The organism is Thermomonas sp. S9, assembly GCF_024704365.1.
In the GTDB taxonomy this organism is placed as follows: domain Bacteria; phylum Pseudomonadota; class Gammaproteobacteria; order Xanthomonadales; family Xanthomonadaceae; genus Thermomonas.
Genome location: NZ_JAJDFY010000001.1, coordinates 1719730 through 1743998, shown reverse-complemented (window position 1 = coordinate 1743998; position 24269 = coordinate 1719730). Strand labels below are relative to the sequence as shown.

At 62.5% G+C, this 24269-nt stretch carries 22 protein-coding genes and 3 pseudogenes; 9 read left to right on the top strand and 16 right to left on the bottom strand.

What is annotated here, in order from left to right; genetic code table 11:
• Positions 1-17 precede the first annotated feature (17 nt).
• The 4 genes and pseudogenes from LJB71_RS08680 to LJB71_RS08665 form a co-directional block, all read right to left on the bottom strand.
• Complete coding sequence (locus LJB71_RS08680) at positions 18-695, bottom strand: flagellar hook assembly protein FlgD (protein ID WP_259303872.1); 678 nt, start codon at positions 693-695, stop codon at positions 18-20.
• Between the two features lie 2 nt (positions 696-697).
• Positions 698-1105, bottom strand: coding sequence for a flagellar basal body rod protein FlgC (flgC, locus tag LJB71_RS08675; RefSeq protein WP_259303871.1), 408 nt, complete (start codon positions 1103-1105; stop codon positions 698-700).
• A gap of 13 nt (positions 1106-1118) precedes the next feature.
• Positions 1119-1484 carry a flagellar basal body rod protein FlgB gene (gene flgB / locus LJB71_RS08670; RefSeq protein ID WP_259303870.1) on the bottom strand — a complete coding sequence of 122 codons (366 nt, stop codon included), beginning with the start codon at positions 1482-1484 and terminating at the stop codon, positions 1119-1121.
• Positions 1485-1671: 187 nt separating this feature from the next.
• Positions 1672-2593 (bottom strand): annotated as a pseudogene (locus LJB71_RS08665) (chemotaxis protein CheV).
• An 89-nt stretch (positions 2594-2682) separates the two neighbouring features.
• Here LJB71_RS08665 and LJB71_RS08660 point away from each other — a divergent pair.
• From LJB71_RS08660 to LJB71_RS08645, 4 genes are all read left to right on the top strand, one after another.
• Positions 2683-3255 (top strand): flagella basal body P-ring formation protein FlgA, encoded by a 573-nt coding sequence (locus tag LJB71_RS08660; RefSeq protein ID WP_259303869.1) that lies wholly within the window; start codon positions 2683-2685, stop codon positions 3253-3255.
• A gap of 80 nt (positions 3256-3335) precedes the next feature.
• Positions 3336-3647, top strand: a complete 312-nt coding sequence (gene flgM / locus LJB71_RS08655) for a flagellar biosynthesis anti-sigma factor FlgM (protein WP_259303868.1) — start codon at positions 3336-3338, stop codon at positions 3645-3647.
• Positions 3648-3654: 7 nt separating this feature from the next.
• Positions 3655-3999 (top strand): flagellar protein FlgN, encoded by a 345-nt coding sequence (locus LJB71_RS08650; RefSeq protein WP_259303867.1) that lies wholly within the window; start codon positions 3655-3657, stop codon positions 3997-3999.
• A gap of 46 nt (positions 4000-4045) precedes the next feature.
• Positions 4046-5224 (top strand): ATP-binding protein, encoded by a 1179-nt coding sequence (locus LJB71_RS08645; RefSeq protein WP_310649439.1) that lies wholly within the window; start codon positions 4046-4048, stop codon positions 5222-5224.
• A 57-nt stretch (positions 5225-5281) separates the two neighbouring features.
• On the opposite strand, the gene LJB71_RS08640 is transcribed toward LJB71_RS08645, so the two are convergent.
• The 8 genes from LJB71_RS08640 to LJB71_RS08605 all read right to left on the bottom strand — a co-directional run bounded on the left by LJB71_RS08640 (position 5282) and on the right by LJB71_RS08605 (position 13871).
• Positions 5282-7054 carry an EAL domain-containing protein gene (locus tag LJB71_RS08640; protein WP_259303866.1) on the bottom strand — a complete coding sequence of 591 codons (1773 nt, stop codon included), beginning with the start codon at positions 7052-7054 and terminating at the stop codon, positions 5282-5284.
• A gap of 3 nt (positions 7055-7057) precedes the next feature.
• Positions 7058-7309, bottom strand: coding sequence for a hypothetical protein (locus tag LJB71_RS08635; protein ID WP_259303865.1), 252 nt, complete (start codon positions 7307-7309; stop codon positions 7058-7060).
• A gap of 291 nt (positions 7310-7600) precedes the next feature.
• A complete protein-coding gene (locus LJB71_RS08630) occupies positions 7601-8563 on the bottom strand; it encodes an IS1595 family transposase (RefSeq protein WP_259303864.1) in 963 nt (320 codons plus the stop codon).
• 103 nt (positions 8564-8666) lie between these two features.
• Complete coding sequence (locus LJB71_RS08625; protein ID WP_259303863.1) at positions 8667-9644, bottom strand: hypothetical protein; 978 nt, start codon at positions 9642-9644, stop codon at positions 8667-8669.
• Positions 9645-9941: 297 nt separating this feature from the next.
• On the bottom strand, positions 9942-10898 hold the full coding sequence (locus tag LJB71_RS08620; RefSeq protein WP_259303862.1) for a hypothetical protein: 957 nt from the start codon (positions 10896-10898) through the stop codon (positions 9942-9944).
• Positions 10895-12766, bottom strand: coding sequence for a Mu transposase C-terminal domain-containing protein (locus tag LJB71_RS08615; RefSeq protein WP_259303861.1), 1872 nt, complete (start codon positions 12764-12766; stop codon positions 10895-10897). The genes LJB71_RS08620 and LJB71_RS08615 overlap by 4 nt, the downstream gene beginning before the upstream one ends.
• Positions 12759-13454, bottom strand: coding sequence for a hypothetical protein (locus tag LJB71_RS08610; protein ID WP_259303860.1), 696 nt, complete (start codon positions 13452-13454; stop codon positions 12759-12761). The genes LJB71_RS08615 and LJB71_RS08610 overlap by 8 nt, the downstream gene beginning before the upstream one ends.
• Before the next feature lie 183 nt (positions 13455-13637).
• Entirely contained in the window at positions 13638-13871 is a 234-nt protein-coding gene (locus LJB71_RS08605) for a helix-turn-helix domain-containing protein (protein WP_259303859.1), read from the bottom strand.
• A gap of 59 nt (positions 13872-13930) precedes the next feature.
• Between LJB71_RS08605 and LJB71_RS08600 the strand changes: the two genes are divergently transcribed.
• The 4 genes and pseudogenes from LJB71_RS08600 to LJB71_RS08585 all read left to right on the top strand — a co-directional run.
• Positions 13931-14380, top strand: coding sequence for a helix-turn-helix transcriptional regulator (locus tag LJB71_RS08600; RefSeq protein ID WP_259303858.1), 450 nt, complete (start codon positions 13931-13933; stop codon positions 14378-14380).
• Positions 14370-14981, top strand: a complete 612-nt coding sequence (locus LJB71_RS08595) for a hypothetical protein (protein WP_259303857.1) — start codon at positions 14370-14372, stop codon at positions 14979-14981. The genes LJB71_RS08600 and LJB71_RS08595 overlap by 11 nt, the downstream gene beginning before the upstream one ends.
• Before the next feature lie 577 nt (positions 14982-15558).
• Positions 15559-16709, top strand: a protein-coding gene (locus LJB71_RS08590) for an IS3 family transposase (protein WP_232540407.1) whose coding sequence is annotated in 2 segments (ribosomal slippage) — positions 15559-15805 and positions 15805-16709 — 1152 coding nt in all. Because the reading frame shifts where the segments join, the coding sequence is not laid out codon by codon here.
• A gap of 25 nt (positions 16710-16734) precedes the next feature.
• Positions 16735-17007 (top strand): annotated as a pseudogene (locus LJB71_RS08585) (IS30 family transposase); the annotation flags it as partial.
• A gap of 39 nt (positions 17008-17046) precedes the next feature.
• On the opposite strand, the gene LJB71_RS08580 reads toward LJB71_RS08585, so the two are convergent.
• Both LJB71_RS08580 and LJB71_RS08575 read right to left on the bottom strand, forming a co-directional pair.
• Positions 17047-17418: an AAA family ATPase gene (locus tag LJB71_RS08580; RefSeq protein ID WP_259303856.1), complete on the bottom strand. Its 372-nt coding sequence runs from the start codon at positions 17416-17418 to the stop codon at positions 17047-17049.
• Positions 17370-19261, bottom strand: a pseudogene (locus tag LJB71_RS08575) (AAA family ATPase). Before LJB71_RS08575 ends, LJB71_RS08580 begins: the two are co-directional and overlap by 49 nt.
• A 523-nt stretch (positions 19262-19784) precedes the next feature.
• On the opposite strand from LJB71_RS08575, the gene LJB71_RS08570 reads away from it, so the two are divergent.
• Positions 19785-20972, top strand: coding sequence for a hypothetical protein (locus tag LJB71_RS08570; protein WP_259303855.1), 1188 nt, complete (start codon positions 19785-19787; stop codon positions 20970-20972).
• A 35-nt stretch (positions 20973-21007) separates the two neighbouring features.
• Here the strand turns inward: LJB71_RS08570 and LJB71_RS08565 are convergent, their stop codons facing one another.
• Positions 21008-22111, bottom strand: a complete 1104-nt coding sequence (locus tag LJB71_RS08565; RefSeq protein WP_259303854.1) for a hypothetical protein — start codon at positions 22109-22111, stop codon at positions 21008-21010.
• 19 nt (positions 22112-22130) lie between these two features.
• Positions 22131-24206 (bottom strand): heavy metal translocating P-type ATPase, encoded by a 2076-nt coding sequence (locus tag LJB71_RS08560; RefSeq protein WP_259303853.1) that lies wholly within the window; start codon positions 24204-24206, stop codon positions 22131-22133.
• Positions 24207-24269 lie beyond the last annotated feature (63 nt).

Genomic DNA, 24269 nt, shown 5'->3' with positions numbered 1-24269 from the left:
GGGAAAACCGGCCGCGGTCAGCCGATGCGACGGACGGAGGACAAGGGGTAGCCGCCGAGGCCGGCGAGGTTCAGCACCAGCCCCTGGGGTTCGATCGACACGCTGTCGATGCGCGCGGCCAGCCGGACCGCCAGCGCCTGGGTGTCCTTGCCACTGCCGCCGGTGGCGCGGAATGTGAACTGGCCGGCCGGGACGGCGTTGCCGCTGTCGTCCTTGCCATCCCAGCTGAATTTGGTAGCACCTGCGTCCTTGGCATCGACGTTGAGCCGGCGCACCACGCTGCCGCTGGCATCCACGATCTGAAGCTGCACCGGCCCGGCGCGATTGGCGACGATCTCGCCGCTGGCGCCCGCACCGCTGCCCAGCTGCACCTTGTCCACGTCCACCAGGGCGTCGTGGCCCACCAGCGCCGCGGCGCGCAGGGACTGGTCGTTCTCCATCACGGTGGCCATGGCGCCCATGGCCTGCTGCATGTTCTCGATCCCCTGCACAGTGGAGAACTGTGCCAGCTGGCCCAGGAACTCGGCACCCTTGAGCGGGTTCAACGGGTCCTGGTTCTTCATCTGCACGGTCATCAGGCGCAGGAAATCGGCCTGGCCCATGCTGCCGGTGGAGGCGTTCCTGGAGGTCGCGTTCGGCAGCGCGTACTGCGAGTACAGGCTGTCGCTGGACGAGGTGGAAGCGACGGTGCTCATGTTCAGCGGCCCATGTTGAGGGTGGCGACGGCCAGTTCCTTGGCGCTGTTGAAGACTTCGACGTTGGCCTGGTAGCTGCGCGAGGCGGAGATCATGTCCACCATCTGCGCCACCGGATCCACGTCGGGGGCGTACACGTAGCCCTGCGCGTCGGCCAGCGGATTGCCGGGGTCGTAGCGCTTGACCGCCGCGGCCGTGCTCTCGCGCACCTCGGTGACGCGCACGCCGGCCAGCGCCTGGTTGTTGGGGATGGCCTCGGCGGCGAACACCGGCTGCTTGGCGCGGTAGGCGCCTTCCGGGGTGCCGGCCACGGTGTTGGCGTTGGCCAGGTTGCTGGCCACCGTGTTCAGACGCACCGCCTGGGCCTGCATGGCCGAGCCGGCGACGTCGAAGATCGGGAGATTGCTCATGGCGCGCCTCCGCTTACTGGCCGGTGATCGCGGTCAGCATGGTCCTGACCTTGGATTCGACGAACGACATCGACGCCCGGTACTCCAGCGCCGCCTGCGAGAACGCGGCCTGCTCGCGCGAGGTGTCCACGGTGTTGCCGTCCAGGCTGGGCTGGGCGCTGGGGCGGGCGTAGCGGGCCAGGTTGGCCGCGCTCTGGTAGGGGTCTTCGCCGCTGGCACCGGCCGCCGGGGCCAGCACCGCCTGCAGCGCGGTGTTGAAGTCCATGTCCTGCGCCTGGAAGCCGGGGGTATCGGCATTGGCCAGGTTGGAGGCGAGCACCTGCAGCCGCTGTTCCCGCAGGATCAGCGAGGTGCCGTGGATACCGAGGAAATCGCTCATGCGGCCCTCCAGAGGGGTGTTCGCATGAGGTTGATGCAAATGACGTGCCGATTGGTGCGACGGCATTCTGTGGCCGCTGCGGGCGGCTGCGGGGAAGCCCCTCCGGGCGCTTTGCAAGCATCACGCCGCGCCGGACGTCAGGATGCTTCAGGATTTTTTAATCATTGAAAATCATATAGATATGAATTTAAGTTAATGCTGTTTCAGATATGTGCGCGGTGATCCGCTCCGCCAGCTCCTGCTGCGAATACTTGGGAACGAAGTCGTCCGCACCCACCCGTTCGACCATCGTCTGGTTGAACACGCCCGACAGCGAGGTGTGCAGCAGGACGTACAGGTCGCTCAGCATCGGGTCGCGTCGGATTTCCGACGTGAGCGTGTAGCCGTCCATCGCCGGCATCTCGATATCGGAGATGACCATCGCGTAGCGCTGCGAGGGACGCTGCCCGCCGGCGGCGATCTGCTTGAGATGCTCCAGCGCCTGGCGGCCGTCGGAGAGCTGGGCGCAGCCCAGCCCGAGCTGGTCCAGCACGCTGCGGATCTGGTTGCGCGCCACCCGCGAATCGTCCACCACCAGCACCTCGCGGCCGCCGCCCTGCGCCACCGGCAGGATCGCCACGCTGGCCGGCGGCGCCGGCAGCGCTTCGGCCAGCACGCTTTCCACGTCCACCAGCTGGATCAGCTCGTCGTGGTAGCGGGTGACGCCGGTCAGGTAGTGGGGATCGCTGCCCAGCTCCGGCGGCGGCTTCACGTCCTCCACCGCGATGTTCACGATGCGGTCCACCGCCGACACCAGAAACCCCTGCACGGTGCGGTTGAACTCGGTCACCACCAGGTAATTGGCGGCCCCCTCGCCGGGCTGGCCGATCGCGGCCGCCAGATCCAGCACCGGCACGCTGCGGCCGCGGATATCGGCCGCGCCCAGGAAGCCCGGCGGAAGCTGGGGCAGGGTGAACAAGGGCGGGCGCAGCAGGGACCTCCTGCACCTTGAACACGTTCACCCCGAACACCTGCCGCCCGCCCAGCCGGAACAGCAGCAGGGCCAACCGGTTGTGGCCGGCCAGGCGGATGCGTTGGTCGATGCGGTCGAGCAGCTGGTTGCGTGCCATGCGGGCATTGTCGGCCGCAAGCCCGGCGTCTTGAGCCGGCATGTCTCTTGCTTCAGAAAAGCCAACCTGTTTGCACGGACCCACCGCCCATGCGGACCCCGCATTTCCTCCCTGGCTTTGCCTGCGACCGCCATCGCGCACCCTGGCGCCTGCTGTCGGCCTGCCTGGCCGGCGTCTTGTCCGCCCCTCTGTCGTCCGGCGCGCCCGCGCAGTCCCTGCAGGATCTGGCGGCGATCCAGCAGGCCGCCCTCACCGCCCTGCAGGCCGGCCCCGGTACCCAGGCGATGCTGGCCCCGGGGTTGCGCCTGGCGGCTTGCCGCCAGCCGCTGGTCGCGGTGCCCAGCACTCCGACCGTGGCCGACGTGCGCTGCCCCGACGCCCCGGGCTGGCGCCTGTTCGTGCCGGTCCGCAACGCCCCGATGGCACTGGCCGCCAGCCCCGCCGCGGGTGCCCCTGCAGATGGCGGGGCACCGGCCGTTATCGTCAAGCGTGGCGACCCGGTGGTGCTGCGCGCCCGGATCGGCAACTCCGAAATCCGCATGGGCGGGCGCGCACTGGGGCAGGCCATGGCCGGGAACGTGGTGAACGTGGAAAACGACAGCTCGCACCGGATCATCCGCGGCCGCCTGAACGCGGACGGTACGGTGGACGTGGTCAATTGAGTTTTTCCGCCGAATCCCCCCTAAAGTCCGGTTCAAGACGGCCGTTAACCCATTCGAACCCTTATCCGGAGCCGCTGGCCATGACCACGAAAATCGAAGGCAACCTGCCGGCGAAGCCCGTGGAGGCGAAAGCCGTCACCGAAACCGCCCAGGCCCGTGCCGGCAATCCGCGCACGTCCGCGGTGCAGGCCACGCCCCCGGTGGACAGCCTGCGCCTGACCGGCGAGGCGGTCGGGCTGAAGGCGATGGCCAAGGAACTGGCCGGGCCGTCCAAAGTGGACATGGCCAGGGTCAAGGAAATCCGCAGCGCGATCGACAACGGCAGCTACCAGATCGACCCGCAGGAAATCGCCAGCCGCCTGCTGGCGCTGGAACGCGAAATCCTGAAGTGATCCGCCCATGAGCACCGACGTCGACGTGCACCCGCTGGACGCGCTGGAGCAGGCCCTGCAGGCCGAGCGCCGGGCCCTGCTGGAGCACGATGTCGATGCCTTGTTGCAGTCGGCACAGGCGAAACTCGCGGCCCTGCGCGACGCCGAGCGCGTTGCTGGGCCGGACGACCACGTGCGCATCCGCGAGCTGCACGAACTCAACCGCGCCAATGCGGTGCTGCTGGCGCGCCGGCGCCGGGAAGTCGCCTGGACGTTGCGCCACCTCGGTCGCAGCGAGGCCACCGGCACCTATGACATTTCCGGGTTCGCCAGCACCGCGCGTGCCGGCGGCCGCTGGCTGGGGTGTGGATGAGCGCCCCTCCTGCGCAGCCCTCGGGACTGTGGAGCGATGACGCCCTCTGGGCCGCCAGCGCCCTCAATTCCCGGTCCTGTTCCTGGACGCGCAGCGGCGCGTGCACCGGGCCAATCAAGCTGCGCAGGCGCTGGCCGCCAAGGTGGCCGGCGATGGCCGCCCGGAATCGCTGGTAGCACTGGTTGGCGATGAACAGTGGGCCACTGCGCTCCGCGATGGCCACTGGAAGGGCGTCGTGCGCCCGGACCCGCAGCACCCGCTGGCGTTGGAAATCCACTGCGGGCAATCGCCGGATAGCGACCACTGCCTGATGGTGGTGCTGGACATCAGCGAGCGCGACGAGCGCCAGCGGCAATACGCCGAACTGCAGCGCACGGTGGACCGTCTGGCCACCGCCCAGGAACAGCTGCTGCGCTCGGAGAAAATGGCCTCGATCGGCCAGCTCGCCGCCGGCGTGGCGCACGAGATCAACAATCCGATCGGCTACGTCGGCTCCAACCTGGGGACGCTGCAGGATTACAGCAGCGCGCTGCTGGCGCTGGTCGAGAAATACCATGAAATCCTGTTCTCCGAGAACCCGCAGGCGCGCCGCCAGGAAATCGTGCAGGCGCGCCAGCAGCTGGACATCGACTACATCCTCGGCGACCTGCCCAACCTGCTCAGCGAATCGCGCGAGGGCATCGAGCGGGTCACCAAGATCGTGCAGGACCTCAAGGATTTCTCGCGGGTGGGGCGCGATCAGAAAATGCAGCCGGCCGACCTGCTGCAGGGGCTGGATTCCACCCTCAACATCGTCTGGAACGACCTCAAGTACAAGGTGCGGCTGGAGAAGCACTACACCAGCCTGCCGCTGGTGGAATGCCTGGCCTCCGAGATCAACCAGGTATTCCTGAATCTGCTGTTGAACGCCGGCCAGGCGATCGAGCAGCGCGGCACCATCGTGCTCGCCAGCGGCTGCGACGATGAAGAGGTGTGGATCAGCGTCACCGACAGCGGCTGCGGCATCCCGCCGGAGTCGATGCCGCACCTGTTCGACCCGTTCTTCACCACCAAGCCGATCGGGCGCGGCACTGGGTTGGGGCTGGCGATCTCCTACAGCATCGTGGCCAAGCACCACGGCCGGATCGATGTCACCAGCAAAGTGGGGCAGGGCAGCACGTTCCGGGTGGTACTGCCGATCCGGCAGGTGCCGGAAGCCGGCGAGGCGGCCCCGCCCGCCGCCTGATCCGGCCAGCGGGCGGCGGCAGCGCCCGGGCCGCGGCCGTGGAACACCCGCGGACGCTCAGCCCGCATCCACGTCCGCATTCGGGGCCCCGCTGCCGCGCCGTTGCTCCGCCAGCCGGAACGCAGCGCGGATATGCCCGCGCAGTTCGGCATCGTCCCAGGGCTTGAGCAGGAACCGGTAGGCCGCGCCCTGGTTCACCGCCTCGCTGATCGTGTTCACGTCGGTATAGCCGGACAGTGCCAGCCGCACGGTGTTCGGGTACATGTCGCGCACCCGCCCCAAAAATTCGGTGCCGCTCATGTCCGGCATGCGCTGGTCGGAGATCACCACCTGCACCTCGTTGCGCGCCAGCAGGTCGAACGCCTCGTTCACACTGCTGGCAGTGAGCAGGCGATAGCCGTCGCGACGCAGCAACCGTGCCAGCGAACGCAGCACGTTCTCCTCATCGTCCAGCAGCAGGAGTGTGCGCGCCGGCTGCTCCGCGCTGGCCTGGAACACCTGTGGCAACAGGAAGCGCCGGCGCAGCAACGCGTCCACCTCGGCAGCGGGCAGCGGCGGACTGAACAGGTAGCCCTGGAAGAAATCGCAATGGTAGCGGCGCAGGAACCCCAGTTCGGCATCGGTTTCCACGCCTTTGGCCACCACGGTCATGCCCAGGCCGTGGCCCATGGCGATGATGGCGCGCACCAGTGCGGCGCTGCGCGGCGTGCGGGTGACATCGCGCAGGAAGCCGCGGTCGATCTTGATCCGGTCCAGCGGATGCTCGGCCAGCGCGGTCAGGCTCAGCCCGCGGGTGCCGAAATCGGCGAGGGTGAGGGTGGCGCCCAGTGCGCGCAGGCCGGCCAGGTTCTCGGCGACGTGTGGAGTGTCCACCGTTAGCACGGCCTCCGAAATCTCGAACTCCAGCGCGCCAGCCGGGACACCACTGCGATGGAACAGTTCGCCCACCAGGTCGAGGCATTCGCCGCGCGCCAGCAGGGCGCCGTCCAAGGGGACGGCGGCGGCCAGGTAGTCGATCCCGAGCTCGCGCCACGCGCACACCTGCTGCAGCGCGGTTTCGATCGTCCACAGCGCCACCGGCCCGGCCAGTCCCGCGCGCTCCACCGCGGGCAGCACGCGGCTGGCGCGCAGCACGCCCTCCTGGGAGGTATGCCAGCGCAGCAGCGCGCTGCAGGAGACGATGCTGCCGTCCTGGGCGCTGACCACGGGTTGATAGTAGAGGCGGAATTCGCTCTGCGCGAGCGCATCCACGAAGCGATGCTCCTGGCCGTGCCCGGGGTCGGGCGCGGCGTCAGGTACCGGCTCCGGGACGAAGACCGCCAGCCCGCCGGACCCGCTGCGCTTGGCCCGGCGCATGGCCTGCTCGGCCGCGGCCAGCAGGCCGGCCGCATCGTGCGCATGCTCGGGATGGATCGCGATGCCGATCGACAGGGTGATGTCGAGCACGAACGGCGGCACCTGCACCGGGGTCTCGAACGCCTCGCGCAGGCGTTCGGCCAGCGCGTTGCCATCCGGTTCGCCCTCGCGGTAGGCGACCGCCACCACGAACTCCTCGCTGGCAAGCTGCCACAGCCAGGCATCGGCGGGCACTGCCAGGCGCAGGCGCCGGGCCACCACCGACAGCGCCTGCTCCACGATGTTCTCGCCCAGGGTGGCGTTGATCGTCCCGACTTCGTCCACATCGATATGGAGCAGGGCCAGCCTGCGTTGCGCGCCATCGATCCCTGCCAGCACCGACCCCAGGCTGGGGCCGCTGGCGCCGAGCCGGTAGATCTCCGCCCGCGACAAGGTCGAGGTCTCGCTGTGCATGCGATCGTCGGAATGCGCCATGGGTCAGAGCCAGAGGGCTTCGAAGTGGGTGAACCCCCATTTTTCCGGGTTTTCGGGGCCGACGATACTGTCCCGGCAGGCCGGGTCCGCGAGGTCGAGCGTGTGCGCCAGCACCTTCTCCTTCCGTCGCAGGGAATAAAACACGCGCACTTTGGGTTTGAGCAGGGTTTCGCCGCCGGGTTCCGCCATCACCGCCAGGTGCTCCGATGCCAGCCGCACCAGCGCGCCGACCGGGATTCCGTGAATGCGGCTCATGCGGGTAAGTATCCGTTCCTGAGTGCGCGATGTCCTTTGCCGGGCGCGCAGTCTAGGCCCGGTCCGGGCCGCTGTTCACGGTAGATAACTCCGCGCAGCCCAAGTCATTGATTTAACGGAGCATCCTTCTACATCTGTAGGCGCAGTCTCCCGCGGGCAGGGCAGAAAAAGTTGCGCTGAGGTTGTCCATTGTAGAAATGGCTGGCACATGGTTGATGCGTTGCAGAGATTTCTACGCAAAGTAGGCGCGTAGGGGACACCTGAATCGTATCACCTGATTAGCCCCGACGCTCAGCCAAGAAAGTTGCTCGCAATCCGCAGACGCGTCTTCGGACATGGTTTGCACCGCATCATCGCGGTCGCAAGTCGCGACAGCGTCTCGCGCAGGCGGAACCGGCGGTTGAAACGGTACGCCGCTTCGGCCAGGTAGCGCCGCGCGTACTTGGCTTGTTTGACGGCATGGTAGGTGCTACTGATCGCCCGCTTGAGGTTGCCCAGGACGACGTTGACCCATCGCGCTCCAGCCACTTCGGTGGCGGCGCGGCCGCCGCCGGTGTCGAGCGTTGTGTGGGCGTGGCCGGCGTCTTCGAGCCGGCGGAAGCAAGCCAAGCCGTCACTGTAGACCTCGCACTCAGGTGCCAGGCGGCGCGTGATCCAGTCGTTGGGCGAGGCGTTGTCGAAGCTGCGGACCCGCTCGATCACTGCGAAGGTCGGGCGTTCGAGGTGTTCGTCCGTCTGCACTGCGATCACGAACGCCTGCTTGTTCTCCGATCCGCGCCCGGGCTTTCCGCCGTTGCGCTCGCCGCCCAAATAGGCGTCGTCAAGCTGCACGAAACCCTGGAGTTTTCTGGAATCCTCCCGCTCGGTCATGGCCTGCATGACCTTGTGCTTCAAGCGCCAGGCGGTCTTGTAGTTCACGCCCAGGTGGCGCATCAGTTCCAGCGCAGCCAAATTGGTCTTGGTCGAGGTCAGCAGGTGCATCGCCAGCATCCAGGTGCGCAGCGGCAGTTTGGTGCCTTCGAACAGGGTGCCCGCCGTCAAGGTCGTCTGATGCCGGCAAGCGCGGCACTGGTAGTAGATCGCATCGCCGCGCCTGAATCGCGAACGCGCGCGTCCGGCACAGGCCGGGCAGCGGTAGCCTTCAGGCCAGCGCCACTTGTACAAGGCCCGGTAACACTTTGCTTCGGTGCCGTAGCGGTGGATGAACTCGCTCATCGAAAGGCCGGGCTGGAACTGCACGCGGTTGATGCCCATGGCGCCACCTCGTTGGCTTCAGGTGGCACCATGCTGTGCCGCAGGCGGCGCAAATCCTGCGACTCGCGGCTGAGGGTCGGGGCTAATCAGGTCGGATCATGTCTCAGGGATTTTCATGATTGACCTTCTCCCGCATCCACAGGAACCGAAGAAAGGTCTTTTCACGCTTGTATCGGACGATCACGGCAGGTGACCAGAGTTTTCCGATGGGAGACGGATTCGACCTACTTACGACCCGCGTTAAAGAAATGTTGACTGCTTCAGCGTAAGCACGACATACGATTCGCTCAAGAGCCACCAGTAGCCCGTACATGCGCTCAGGCTCACAGTCTTCACGGCAGATGGCTTCGCTAATCTCACGGATGATCATTTGCGCTTTCATCGACAGAATTCTGCCGTCAAAGAAGGCTCGCGTGGTCACGGTGAAAGCGGGTAGGAGAACAATTGGCATCCGCGCACGCTCAGTGGCCGCACCAGAATGTTGCTCAAGGCCGAGTAACACGCGTTCACGTGCTGAAAACGCATCTTCTGGGAACTGGCTAGCAACTGCTGAAGAGACGCTTCTCATAGATGATGCGATAGACGTGGGGAGCTCGATGAAGAACTCTTTGGTTTCACTTATGTCCCGCGCTATGCGGGTCAACTCTCCGTCAACGCAAGACGCTTGAAAACTAGCAACAGTGTGTCTGACCAGAAGGGAAACGGCTGGAGCGCCAGGTTTCCACCACGGTTTACGATCATTGCCGGATGATTCCGTGTGGTCCCAAAAGAACGGTGAGCCCTCGAATCCGAATGCATCTCGGCTTCCTCGACTCTTTTCCGCCCACTTCAAGTAACGCCGGATCATTGCAACACGTTTAGCGATCTGATCCGGAGACTCGTGCAAGATTTCTTTCAAATCGACGGGGTCGAATCCGCACGAGCACAGCAAAATTGGAGAGTCGCGAACCACGCTTTTCCATAAGGGGGTTGAGCACCTCTCGCATTTGCTTGCAGTGGACATCGATGCCATGGGCATTGGTTCACCCAGGGCATCTGAAAAAGGTTTGAATGGAACCCACTGCGCATGCACTCGCGACACGTCGTGAGGGTCGGGTTGGCAAAACCAGGTCCGGAGCCGAACGCTTGCCAAGGACTCGAATCCCAAAGTGTGGCCAGAGGTTCGGAAGAAGGCATTTTCTTCACGATGGAAGCGCGCAACTTGTCTGATTTTCTAAGACGCAGACTCCAATCTTCGCTGTAGTTGAGGCGAACACCCAAAGCGGAGAACGCGTGAGTCGGAGTCAAGCAGTTCAATCGCAGGATTTGGGTGAGGAGGCCAAAAGCAGAAACACCGAAAAGATCGTCGCTTGATCGGTGCGCCATCCTCCAATCAGCGTCAGTCATCGTCGTCACTGAAGTCCACTTCACCGGACTCCCCGTCATAGGCAGCAAGATCGGAAAACTGGACCGCAAGCTCAATATCCGATGCTGTAATCGTCGAAAACATTGGTTTGCAAATCGTACGTTGTGCTAGAAAGTTGGCTATGAGACTGAAAGCTTTCAGGGGCCACTCGCCGTCAACTTGCTTGCCAGCTGCAGCACGATACTGCTGGCCAGTTTCCCAGATCAGTTGCGCTGATTCACACATGCGCCAGCCGGAATCGTAGAGCGATGGCGCCATGAGCCTGGGAAGAGTGACTCCCGATCCTGGCGCCGTCTCGACTTCATCCTCGAAACGTTGAAGATAGGTATGAAGATCGGCGATGCCACGGAGTCCGTGCAAGGCGTGATACCTAGTCAAGAAGCGACTGCGAACCTGCGGAGTCACGATTAGCTTGTTGATCTTTTCCCGGCGCCCGACGGTGTGATTGTCCTGAAACAGGGACAGCAGAAAGAATCTCTGCCCTCCTTCTTCAAGAGCGTTGTCAATGTCGATGAAGTACTGAAAACTCTCAGCCTCAAGCAAGTTCGCATCGTCCATGATGAACAGGAAGAGTTTTGCTTTGGACGCCTGCGTCTTTAGGGTGACTGTGTTAACTATCCTGAGCAGCTTTTGTTCTGGTGCTTGCTGAGTGATAGGTTGCAGGCCGAGGCGTGCCGTGAACCAGTCATAAAAGGCGCCCTGGCCAGACTTTAGGTCACGGAGACGGGCAAGTGTCGCGACATAGGGAGTATCGAGCCAGCCGTGGCATGCCTCGATGTATTCCGCTAGCGTGGTTTTCCCGAAGCGCGTCAAGGAATGCAACCCCATTCCCCCATACTCAGCTTCTATCGCCGCCGCGAGGTTAGTGAGACCACTCTCCATGCCTCTGGTGGGCACAATTGGGGTGCCGTTAGCCTTAAATGCGGTCACTTCAGGCTCCCTTTCTTGCCCAACGTGACGGGGCCGCTGAGAGGCACGAATACGTTTCGCGCCTTCCTGGCCTGGGATGGCTCGGTAGGTGGCCTCGTTTCCTTTGAATCTGGAATTGCGTCGAAGGCATCTCTATGTTGCGCCATCATCGTGGCGGCATCTGGGCTGCATGCGAAGAGGCTGCGCAGGAAGTTGCGATAGACTTCCACTGCGTCGCTGGTGCCCTTTACTTCGAAATGGCCTTTCTTTGAGTTGCGGTGTATCAATCGACGCAGCGCCAAGCTATGTGGCGTACGGCTCCACGGGCGAATGGCTCGCAAGACGACGAAAAGCTCGCCGCTTTCGTCGTAGAGCCTGATGAATCGCGCGTCATGAATATCGACGCGAGCAATGAATCGTTGTCCTATCAAGTCCCAACGATTCTTTACTGCCGTCGATCGATACCTCGCGTACTGGAATCGAACGTATGGTTGTTTCTTGTTCTTCTTCGATCCTCTGAACACCCCAGAGAACTGTAGTTGAGATAGTTCGCGCGCTTGATCATCAAGACTGGTTGTAGAGAAGATCCACCCGCCTGACGCATGGAATGTTTGCAGGACCTGTGTCGGGGAGCGCAATTGAAAACATTCCCGTTCACCGACATTTGAAGCGCTGATCATGACGTCCATCAGGTCCTCAAGTGTATCAGGTGACGATGGATAGTTGGCCGAGTTGTAGTTGTTGGTGCTTTCTTTCTCCGAAACGTCGCCGGCGGGTCGGTAGCCGCCGGGAAGCTTTCTGATGGTCGTCTCCTCCAACCGCTTGTTCCATGCCTCGAGATGTCCGCGGGTTTCCGGTACGCCACTTTTTCCAAAGTGAATAACGCCTCGAAGTTGGCTCGCGAGCTTTTGGCGGTTGACGTTGAGTCGGTGCGCCATGGCGTTGTCCATGCTCGTGATGGCCCCGCAGGCTACGAAGCCGATGGCTTCCGACGTTCCAATCCCACTTCCGGCGATGTAGACCATTGAGGGCGACACGAGCGCCCGCGGCGTCCATGAGCGCAAACCGTTGGCGCACGCTTCGTTGAAATCCGTGCCGTTGTAGTTCTTTCCGAAGCACAGCTTCCAGCTGCAGCACATGCGCAGGAGCGCGAGATAGCCCACCAGCAGCCACGTACAGGTGATGCGTTGCAGGGCCGACTGACCATCGCCGTCTTCACCCTCCACGTAGATGTCGCAGTCGAGTGGGTGACCATCGTATTGAGTCCAGTCACACAACTGCAACGCAAATACATCTGGAAACTGAGCAGCCGCGACGTTATCTTCGATCTCGAAGGCTTCGTCGACAAAAGGCTTTCCTTGCCGTTGTTGGCGGATGTAGTCAATCACGCTGCGCCGGGCGCATTTGGGGTCATTGGCGGGGTATCGGTCCTTGGGAACAAGTTCTTTGACCTTTGACCGATACTTTGAAAAGAACGACTCGAACTGCTTGCTTGGGAAGTTGCGTTCTGGAAGGCGGCCTGTGTACGACTCCAGGAACTCGCAGACGCTGGGCGCCAGTGTTAGAAACGTCCTAAATGCGCCTGGTCCGGCATTGTTCGGAAACTCGACCGGAGTCTTTTTACCAACTGTCCTTACCTTGTAGGGGAGGGCGGCTCGCCATCCATGCATTCTTCCGTCCGAAGCCACGCGGACAGCCTTGTTGATCGTTTCTGACAGCGTCTTGGCATTAACGCCATACTTCTTTGCCGCTGATGCCATGGACATGCCTCTGGCGACTGCGATGATGGCGTTCTTCCGCGCGTGGAACGCGGCTTGTTCCTTTTCTTTAAGGTGGTCCGTGGTGAACTCGTCCCATTCAGACAGAACCTGTGGTGAAAGGTCACGCATTGTCCTTCTCCACAAAATGGACTGCGGTTGTGGTGGTCAAGCGTTGTGTGGGATCAATGCGTAGGCGGCCTTGATGGATAAGCGCACATGTTGCGCTACGTACGTCGCGCCAATCGAAAGGCGGCAGAGATCTTTCCAGTCCATGAAAGGAGCTCGTGCGGTAGATTTTCATGTGCTGCATGATTGCAGGCACGAGGACGTCGATTGAGTGCAGTGTTGTAGCCGACTGCACGTAAGGCAGCATTTCCAAACGCGTTGCGTTTGCTATTCGCTCTGTTGCGATAGAAGCGGCCTTTTTAATTGAGAGATTTATTCCGGCCTTCTTGCAGGCTGCGAGCACGCTCGCACACAGCCTTTCTTCCTTCCTTACAGCGTGAACGGTTGGCTTGTTTTGCCGTCTAAACAAGACATATTGCTCACTGTTATCTGACCTACGAATCCAGAAGCAGAGCTCTACATTTTGATCCTCAGCGGCAATAGAACGCGGGCGCTCCACGAACGCGGTGACATCCGGATCGAACTCAAGCGCTAGCGCTATTGCAAGGCGGCAAGGCTCGACGACCGTGACCAGTCGACCGTTGGCCTTGGGAGAGTGGTAGAGATAGATGTCGAGGCGTTTTTCCTCTGCCTGCGTCAAAACGCGAGCGCTATGGGGCAGGGGCGGCGCCGCCTCTTTCGTGTCGTGCATGGCATTGATTCCGGCAAAAGCTGCCCGTCACCAAGGCAAAAATCACCGGTGAGAGCTTGACGAGAGGGATGCGGCCATGCATAGTGCGGTGGACGAACAAGTCCGTTGCACCTCAAGGCCCTCTAGCGCGCCAACGCTGAGGGCCTTTTTGCATTCCGCGCTTTGGCGGCAGGCACATCTAGCTCACGTAGCACCTCCTTTGTGCGCCGGGTACCGATCTGGCCAGATCGCTTCAGGTGTCATGCCCAGCGCGTCGGCGATGGCGGCCTCGATTCGCCTGGAGCGGCGTTTGCCCAACGACGTGGCTGAAACCGTCGTGGGCTGGATGTTCAGGTTTCGCGCAATGATTGCGAAGGAAGACCCTGCAACGCGCAGCCGAGCCTTCAGCGCTTCGTGTTGTGCCATCGAGGATCCCATGTGCTAGCTTATAGCGCATAATTGCGCTTCACGGTAGTGCACAAATGGGTATCACTTGAATGGGATCTTCCACTAGTCCAATCGACAAGGCTCTCATTGGAAGGCGCTTGGCTACGGTCAGAACAGGGCTCAAGATGAGCCAACAGGCCTTCGCTGAAGCCGTCGGCGTTTCGAAGAGGTCGTACGTTCATTACGAGCGCGGCGAGCGCGAAGCGCCCGCGGGCCTGATTAAAGCCATCTATGACCAGTATGGGATCGACCCGGTCTGGCTGATGTCAGGCGACGAGATCGAGCCGAAAGTCGCGGGATCTCCGGAAATTGACTTCGCACTGATCAATGGAGTGGTCGGCGCACTGGACGACGAACTTAGCCGGCTTGGCCGGCAGATGCGTCCTGAGCACCGGACCCGGGTGATCCGCGCCCTCTACCAGGTTGCTCTGGAACAAGGCCGCATCAGTCAAGAACTCGTCACAGATGTCGTGGCGTTGGCGGTGGCACGTGGCCGATGAGGACAAGGGGAATCAGTGCGATAACGTTGTTCCGCTCTTGCGCGCGGTCCAGAAGGAGTGCGCCGATGTGTCGCGGACAGGCAAGAATGAAGCAGTTGAGAGCATGATCGAACTTGTCCGTGACGCCGTGCGGGAGTCCGAGATCTCGCCAGAAGGACGAGACACGGCGGCTGAAAACGATGAGGTCGTGTTCAAGAAGCGGTTCGGATTTTCTGTCAACGCCGCACAACGGAAATCCATCTTTGCCCTCAAGCGTGAGGCTGACCTCACCGATGATGAGATCTGTCTGCTCAAACGATCGGGAAGCCTGCGCTACGACCACTACCCAGCCACCATTGATGCGCCGCGCAGCCTGCTGATATATGGCCTCCTTATGATGGCTGTTACATTTGTTTTTGCGGTCTACATCCTGCTAAAGACCGGGTTCGGTGAACTGAAGAGCCTAACTCTCATCCCTATTCCCATCGCGATGGTAATTGGCTTGGTCTACCTCATCGTCCTTATTGATAAGCAATACGTTCGGCCATACCGAATCGCTCGAAGGGTCAAGGAATCCGCGCGCTGTGGCTTCCCAGATTGGCGAAATCCGCCGGATTGCTGAGGTCGGCCATTGTTGCTTCAGTGAGGTAGCTCATTCGCAAGGCCATATTATGGGCTCTCGCCACACCTAGGCTGTCGTGCGGCCGAGCAGTACCTCAGAGCTCGGCCAACCCGTCCAGTACAGGGGACCCAAGCGGGTCACCCTGTACGCGAATCCTCTTCCGAGGGCGCTTTCTGGATGGGGAGATGATGGAGGAAACGAACAGCCGCTCCATGCGCCGCTTGCTACGGCAGATGCTCTGCGTCGCACCTCCTGATAAATGGCCTCACGAACCCCATCCGTTTGATGTCCTTGCTGCAAAGCAAGCGAAGCACCGCGCCTCACAGCTGCCCAAGCGCAGTAGCGCCACTGGGCCAGGGTGAGAACAGGGCAATCGCGGTATGCAAACGCAATGTCCAGCGCCCAACCGCCAGGGAACCTGTGCTTGGCCAACTGCTGCTCAAAGAAGCGCTCGGTTTCTGCCGAGCCGATGTCCGTCCACAAGCGCAGTTGAAATGCGGTAACGAAGTCGTCCTGGACCGACCAGCCTTTCGTAGACATCCGGACGCCATAATTCATGGCAATGACCGAGGTGTTTATGGGCAACAGCAAGCAGTACACGGATGAGTTCCGGGCCGAGGCGGTGAAGCAGGTGATCGAGCGCGGCTTCACGGTGGTGGACGTCGCCGCCCGGATCGGGATCCCCAAGCACACGCTGTATGGCTGGGTGCAGGTGGCGAGGAAGATGGCGCCGGCATCGGGCGCTTCAGCAGCGCCGAGCGACTCGGCCGAGATCCGCCGGCTCAAGGCCGAGCTGCGGCGTGTGACCGAGGAGCGCGACATCCTAAAAAAAGCCGCCGCGTACTTTGCCAAGGGGTAAGGGCGAAGTACGCGTTCATGCGCGCGCACATCCGCGAGTTCCGCCTGGTCGCGATGTGCCGGGTGCTGGGCGTGCACCGCAGCGGCTACTACGCCTGGTTGCGCCAAGGCACCAGTGCCCGCGAGCGGGACGATCAGCGCCTGCTGGGGCTGATCAGGCACCACTGGCTGGCCAGCGGCGCGGTGTATGGCTATCGCAAGATCACCTTGGACCTGCGGGAAGCCGGCGAGCATTGCAGCCGGCACCGCGTCCGGCGGCTGATGAAGGCCGAGGGCCTGCGGGCGCAGGTGGGCTATGGCGGCAAGCCGCGCCACCGCGGCGGCCCGGTCGGTGCCGTGGCGAACGTGCTCAACCGGGACTTCACGCCGCACGCCCCGAACAAGGTCTGGGTCACGGACATCACCTACATCCGCACCTACGAGGGCTGGCTGTTCCTGGCCGCAGTGATGGACTTGTACTCGCGCCAGATCGTCGGGTGGGCAACGGCGTCCACGATGACCAGCGACCTGGTGCTGCAGGCGCTGATGGCGGCGGCATGGCGACGCAAGCCCGGCCCGGGCGTGCTGGTCCACTCCGACCAGGGCTGCCAGTTCACCAGCAACGACTGGCAGTCGTTCCTGAAGGCGCACCGGATGGTGCCGAGCATGAGCCGTCGCGGGAACTGCCACGACAACGCCGTGGCCGAGAGTTTCTTCAGCGTCCTGAAGAAGGAGCGGATCAAGCGGCGGATCTACCCGACGCGAGCCACTGCTGCTTCGGACGTGTTCGACTACATCGAGATGTTCTACAACCCGATTCGCCGGCATGGTTCCGCTGGCGGCATGTCACCGGTAGAGTTCGAAAAGCGCTACGCGCAGAGCGGCGACTGAGTGTCTATGGAACTCTGGCCGGTCCAGGGGCAAGGAAATGGCCGCCCATCGTCGCTTCACTCTGGCTACGGATATCCAGGTCTACTTCTGTGACCCGCATCATCCTTGGCAACGCGGCACGAACGAAAACACTAATGGCTTGCTGCGCCAGTACTTCCCGAAAGGCATCGACATATCCGGTGTCTCGCAAGCCAAGCTGGATGCAGTCGCAAGACAGCTCAACGATCGACCGAGGAAGACGTTAGGCTACGAAACACCGGCGGAACGATATCGACAAACTGTTGCGTCGATCAGTTGAATCCAAGACCCGAAGCAGCCACTGGAGGCATGCCGAAGGCTAATTCTCGCTAGGTAACCCCATTTTCAAGCGGTAGTGGTCGGGATGCCCCGCTGCCTGAAAAACTGCGTTCAGTTTGGTCAGGTAGTAGGCGATATCGAACTGGCCCCAGTCGATGTGGGCGATGTTTGTCTCGTCTCGATGGGAACCTCGGTTCAAGAAACGCTCCAAAGGCCGGAACTTCCCATCCTCCGCTGACAATTGCTGAAGGATTTCTTCAAATCGCTGGGTGTTGCCGGTGAAGGAAAAGAAGTTCTCCAGGATGCATCGCATAGTGTTGGGCACCACCTGGATGCGCACCAATCCATCCTTAGCGTCTTGCATCACGTGCCAGAGAGCGTCGTAATCGTTGGCAAAATCGCGCGCGTCCATGGGCACCACCTGGCGTGGCCGCTTTTAACGACGCGCAGCAATTGGCAGTGCTTATCGGCTTTATCCAGCTTTTTGGTGCCAACTTGGTAAACCAGTTCGTGCAGGAAGAAGAGGTTATGGGTCAAGACGATGACCTGGCGCACTTTCTGGCCACCCGGTGGTTTGATGAGTTCATGGCAGATGATCGATGCGATGTCATAGACGAAGTTGTGGGACAGGCTGGAAATAGGATCATCGATGACCACCACCGTCTTGCTGATATCGATAGCTGACCCTCGCTCATTGGAGCCCCTCAAGAGTTCGATGAAGTAGAGGAAGGAAATCAGGGTCTTTTCCCCTCACTCAACGTTTGGGCGCTGCTGTCGCCGTGGGCGGGGCGCTCCAAGCAATACAAGCTGCCTTCGCCACGCTTGCGCGCGATGCTAAATGAGTCAATTCCTAGGCCCTTTAGCCGTTCGTTGATCGCCGCCACTGATGCATCCACGCCTTCCTGCTTCTTGCGCAACTCGGTGAGGGCGCCAATACAGGCGGCTTCTTGGGCCGCAGCTTCGCGATCCTTCGTTTGCGCCGCCGCCAGTTGCTCGTTAAGCGGAGCTATGCGGGCGTCGTATGCCCGATAGACGCCAATGCGGTCGCGGCACATGTTCTTCCAAAACAGGTCGCGGATCGCGCCGCGTTCTGCCACCTTGTTCTGGATGCGCTGATTGAACTTGCCAATGCGAGTGTTGAGCGCCGATAACGCGTCTCTCATCGGCTGCAGGTCCGTTTTGGAAATTTCCACCGGCTCTGACGGCGTGGCCTGCTTCAGTCGCATGGTGGCTAGGTTCGCCTTCATGAGGGCGTGTATCGTGTCCCACACGGGTTTTAGTTCCGTCTCTTGGGACAGTGGTTCGGTCAGCGCTCCGCTAGCCGCCGTTTCTAATGCCTGGATGGCCTCTTCGTAATTTTTTATGTGCAAGTCGATGAGGTCGATCTTGTCCTGGCGGTCCCCGTCCAACAGCTCGGACAGCTCGTCCAGGAAGCCGTGTGGCAATCCTTGCTGACAGAACGGGCATTGGCCGCCGTGCACGAAGGTGCGGCCCTTGCTTACCCAATCCCCGTTGTCCAGCTTTTCCACCAACGGGGCCAGGCGGCTCTCGCCGGACACCTTCACTCGCTCTTGCCAGACGGCGTCCTCTTCGATGGCCTGGAACGGGCCAAGAGCAAAGTGGTGAGTGCCTTTCGACGTTTCATTGCCTGAAATATCAACCAAGCGCTTGGCCAGACTATCCAGGTCATCCAAAGTTTCGTCGTCCGGCGTTGCGTATGTGCGCAGGTCGTCAAAGAACTTCTGCGCACCGCGACCATATCCAGTAAGGAAGCTATCGAACGCGCCTTTGTCGTGAGTCTTGTAAACGGTCCACACTTCTTCCTTGGCGTCGTTCAGCGCCGTGGCCAACTGGCCGGTGATGGTCAAAACATCACGCTGCGCGGACTCACGCGCGCCCCGGACCTCTTGAAGCAAGCGTTCGCTCTCATCGATCTTTCGCTGCGTCTCGGTGTCCAATTCGCCAATGGTGAAGATGCCGGGCATGCCTGCGGCCTCTCCAATAATTGATTGAACGAAGTGATGGTTGTAGACAAGGTAGCGGAAGGGGCCGCCCTGGGTTGTGTCCACACGGCAGGCTTGGAACTTAGCGTCCCCGATGCTGCTCCCGTGAATTACTTCGCCAATAGCAGTCTTGCCGGCTCCGTTGAGGCCATACAAGAACACCGGCTTCTGTGTAGCCGTCTCGAGCGAGATAGTGGTGGGAATTGTTGGATGAAAGCTCTTGTAACCCTGAATGACGATGCTCTTGATCATGACCCTCCCCAAGGCATTGCTGGCGGCAACACTCATTATGTACAACCAAGTTGCATGCGGATCGACTGCCGGCGCTTTTCCATTGAGGACTAGTCACGGCGCTCCTAAATGGCCTGAACATGCTCTTTGTTCAATGAGTTCTCGATCAAGGCTGGTAGTTGCATCGTCGAGATGAAGGTGTCATGTCCGCTTCTGGCCGCATGCGGACGTTGCCCGGGGGAGGGCAGGGCGGCGGATAAGGGCCCGTTATCGAGGGTGGGCGGGCTGGATTGCCAACCCGAGCGGATGTTCAGTTGGGGCATCACGCCCTACCTCTGTCTTCTTCGAGAAGCGGCGCTTGTCCTGAGAGCAGATAACATGACTGCTGGGCGGGATCGATGCAGCAGCGCAGCAACCAGGCTGCGTCGAGGCGTAAACCTAGGGAGCCCCAAGAATGGCTGGCCAGTCAGGCTGCAATATCAACTGTGCCACTTCAGTGGGTGCCTCGCTCAACCAGCGGTGTGCATGCGAAGTAGTCGACGTCTTGCGGCTGCACGAGTCGATCCGGGCCGCCTTCTCGGAGTCCATGTCTGACCCGGCCGTTCACGCACATCTGTTCTCTCGGTACGCCCTGTTCGTCGACCGTGCGGCGTTGGACGCCATGGGGCGAGTCGCGGCGGCGCTCTTCGAAGTTGCAGAGAATCCACGATACCGCGAGCGCGTCCTGCAATGGGCCCCCGACATCGCAACCCATTACCCGGGTTCGGCGGGTGGCGTCCTGGGGCTGGACTTTCACCTGACCGTCGACGGCCCGCGGTTGATCGAGGTCAACACCAATCCAGGCGGGCTGCTCCTCAATGCCGTGCTGCTCGATGCCGTGAGATCTTGCGCGCCGGCTGCGTGGACCACCTGGACCACGGCGACGGAGGCCCATAGCGCGGCTGTAGCCGCCTGGCTTGACGATGCCCGGCAGCAGTCGGGCCGCGCGCCGTCCCGTGTGGCCATCGTGGACAGCGCCCCGCGGGAGCAGTTCCTCTACCCCGAGTTCGAGCTGTACGCGGACGCATTCCGGGAGCACGGCGTGGACTGCGTGATACGCGCGCCCGAGGATCTGAGGTTCGGCCCGGAGGGGCTTGCAGATGCCGACGGCCCGATCGACATGGTCTACAACCGGTTGACCGATTTCGCGCTTGAGGAAGCTTCGCATGCGGACCTTCGTCAGGCTTATCTCGCAGGGGACGTCGCACTCACCCCGCATCCGCGTGCGCACGCGCTGTTCGCCGACAAGCGCAACCTGGCGGTGCTTGGAGACGCGGCTTTGCTCGGCGGGTTTGGGGTCGATGCGGGTTTGACAGCCCTGCTGGCCGAGGTGATCCCGACAACGGTTGAAGTCGTCCCCGGAAACCGGGATGCGCTGTGGGCAGCGCGCAACGGCTACTTCTTCAAGCCTGCAGCAGGGTTCGGCAGCCGTGGCAGCTATCGGGGCGACAAGCTCACCCGGCGAACGTGGGAGTCGATGGCGTCGGCGACCTACATCGCACAGGCCTTCGCGCCACCGAGCATGCGGATCGTGCATGGGGGCCAGTCCCTCAAGGCGGATGTGCGCTGCTTCGCGTCCGAGGCGGGTGTGCTGTTGTTCGCGGCCCGGCTTTATCAGGGCCAAACCACGAACATGCGCACCCCGGGTGGTGGATTCGCAGCGGTGCTCACGACGCCCCTAATCGACGAGTAATGCTGACTGGAGCCGCCCTGGAGATATGCCGTGGACTACAGCCAGGCCAGTGCCGATTCAGCCAGCTCGCGTTCCTCATCGATCGCGACGTTCCAGATCGCCGGCCCACTCCCGCCATCGATCCGTATGGCTCCTGCATCGTTGTCGCGAGACGCCAGCGCCAGACCAAGCCAGCCCAGGCGCGCGACGATGCGAGCACGCAGGCCGGGCGCGCGATGGCCGATGCCGCCGGAAAAGACCACATGGTCAACGCCCCCGATTGCCGTGGCCATGGCCGCAATGGCCTGCGCAATCCGGACTGCGAACAGCTCCACGGCAAGCTGCGCCTGGGGGTCGGGGTCGGCGAGCAGCAAGCGCATGTCGCCATGCCCGGCAATGCCGGCAAGGCCGGCAGCGCGGGACAGACCCTCTTCAAGCGTCTGCGCATCCAGACCTTCGTGCCGGAGCAGATAAAGCAACGCACCGGGATCGAGATCCCCGGAGCGGGTAGGGCTCGGGATTCCACCCAGCGGAGTGAGCGCCATGGTGGTGTCGCGGCTCCGACCACCTTCGACGGCGCAGACGCTGCAGCCACCGCCCAGATGCGCGAAGACGGCGCGGCTCTGCAGGATTCCGGCGTCGTGGCTGGCGACGATCCGCAGCGCGGAGGCAAAGGCAAGCCCATGGAAACCGTAGCGGCGGATACCCAGCGCATCCCATGCTTCGGGGATGGGTAGACGCCGGCTCCAGGGGGCGAGTGAGGCGTGAAAGTCGGTGTCGAAGGCCACGCCCTGGCGGGCTTGCAGCCATCGCAGCCGCGCGGCGCGCGCGAAGGCGAGTGCGAGCGGCTGGTGCAAGGGCGCGAACGGCACCAATGCATCCAGTTTCGCGAGCACAGCTTCGTCGAGCTCACGGGACTCGTGAAGGTCACCGCCGTGCACGATCCGGTGGACCACCACCTCAGGGCCGGCCGCCGTTTCCGACAAGGTTTCGAGCAGGGTGGCAAGGCGCTCTTGCGCATCCGGGCCGACTGAAATCTCGGCCCGGGAGCGCTCGACGACGCGAGGCTGTGCGCCCGGCACCTCAGCGTTCAACAGGTAGGACGCGCCCTTGAGGGTGGACGAGCCAACGTTGAGTGCCAGAAGCCGGCGCGTGGTCATAGTTGTCGCCAGGTCATGTTCATCGGGACCGTACCGCCCGGCGCAACAGCTGCGCATTGATGGCGACAACTATCGTGCTTAGCGACATGAGCACCGCCCCGAGCGCAGGTTGCAGCAGGATCCCCCATGCGGCGAGAACCCCTGCGGCCAGAGGGATGGCGACGATGTTGTAGCCGGCGGCCCACCACAAGTTCTGGATCATCTTGCGGTAGGTTGCTTTGCTCAATGCGATGATCGCCGGCACGTCGCGCGGGTCGCTGCGCACGAGTACGACGTCACCGGCCTCGACCGCGACGTCCGTCCCTGTGCCGATGGCGATGCCGACGTCAGCGGTGAGCAGCGCCGGTGCGTCATTGACACCGTCGCCCACCATTGCAACGCGCTTGCCTTGGGCCTGAAGCTCTTCGATTTTTGCCACCTTGTCCTCGGGCAGGACTTCGGCGAAGACGGTGTCGATGGCGAGTTCCTTCGCGACCGCATTGCCGACCGCCGTGGAATCACCCGTCAGCAGCACCACCTCCAGTCCGTTATCGTGCAGCCGCTTGACCGCATCGAAAGACTCCGGGCGGATGGCATCGGCGATGGCGAACACGGCGAGCACCTGGTTGCCCTCCACCAGGTAGGTTGCCGACTGGCCGTCGGCTGCCGCTGATTCGGCGGCCCGCCGCAACGTCTCCGGCAGTTCGGCGGCGAGCATTTTCAGTAGCGCTGGCCCACCGACATGAAGCCGGCGCCCCTCGACGAGTGCGCGTACGCCGCGACCTGGCATGGACTCGAAGTCCTGCGAAAGCGGGACTTCGATGCCATGTTCCTTGGCGCTGGTCATCAGTGCCTGCGCGATCGGATGTTCAGCATCCCGCTGGACGGACGCGGCCACGCGAAGCACCTCGTCGTCGGGGAATCCATCAGCGGCGGTGGTCTTCACCACGCGATGCGAACCGAGGGTGAGCGTACCTGTCTTGTCAAACACGACCGTGTTCAGCAGGCGGGCCTCTTCGAGGCCGCGTCGATCGCGCACGAGCAGGCCGTTGCGTGCGCCGATCGTGGTCGAGATGGCGGTCACCAGCGGGATGGCCAGACCCAGCGCATGGGGGCAGGCGATCACGAGAACCGTCACTACGCGCTCGATCGTGAAGCCCCACGGTCGGCCCAGGAGTGGCCAGACGATAGCGGTGATGGCGGCGGAGACGATGGCGATGATCGTGAGGTAGAACGCCGCGCGATCCGCCAGGGCCTGGGCGCGCGAGCGCGACGTCTGGGCCTGTTCGACGAGCCGCATGATGCCCGCGAGTGCCGTCTCGTCGCCGGTCCCCGTCACTTCGACACGCAGCGAGCCCTGTCCGTTGACGGTGCCGGCGATCACCCGGTCGCCCGTCGACTTGTCCATCGGCTTGGACTCGCCGGTGATCATCGCTTCGTTGACGGCGCTGGTCCCTTCCTTCACGACGCCGTCGGCGGGAATGCTCGCGCCGGGCCTGATGAGCAGCAGGTCGCCGCGCTTCAGTTCCGCGACAGGGACTTCCTTCGCGGTACCGGCCTCATCCAACCGCACCGCCATATCAGGCAGCAGCTTCGCGAGTTCCTTGAGAGCGCCCTGTGCCTGGTTGATCGAACGCATCTCGATCCAGTGGCCGAGCAACATGATCGCCACCAGCGTCGCCAGCTCCCACCACAGATCCAGTCCCTCGACAAGGCCGAGCGTGACCACGGCGCTGTAAACAAAGGCGACGGTGATCGCAAGCGAGATCAGCGTCATCATCCCCGGCAAACGACTGCGCAGTTCCTGGTATCCGCCGCGGAGGAACGGCGAGCCGCCGTAGAAGTACACGACCGTGCCGAACATCGCGGGGATGTACGCCGCGCCCGGGAACTGCGGTGCGGTGTAGTCGAACCAATGCTGGATCATCCCGCTCCAGATCAACGTGGGGATGGTCAGCAGCAGCGTGAGCCAGAACTTGTCGCGGAAGCCCGCCGCGCTGTGGCCGGCATGCTTGTCGTGCCCGGCATGGGCATCGCCATCGCCACGCTTGCGGGAAACAGGCGATTGTTCGCTATGTGCCTGGTGATCTTGATGATGGTGGTTGTGTTGCGTCATGGGTCTGCCTTCCTGGATGCACTGATGCACTGGGCGTCAGCGGGGAGATAGATCAGGGGTTTT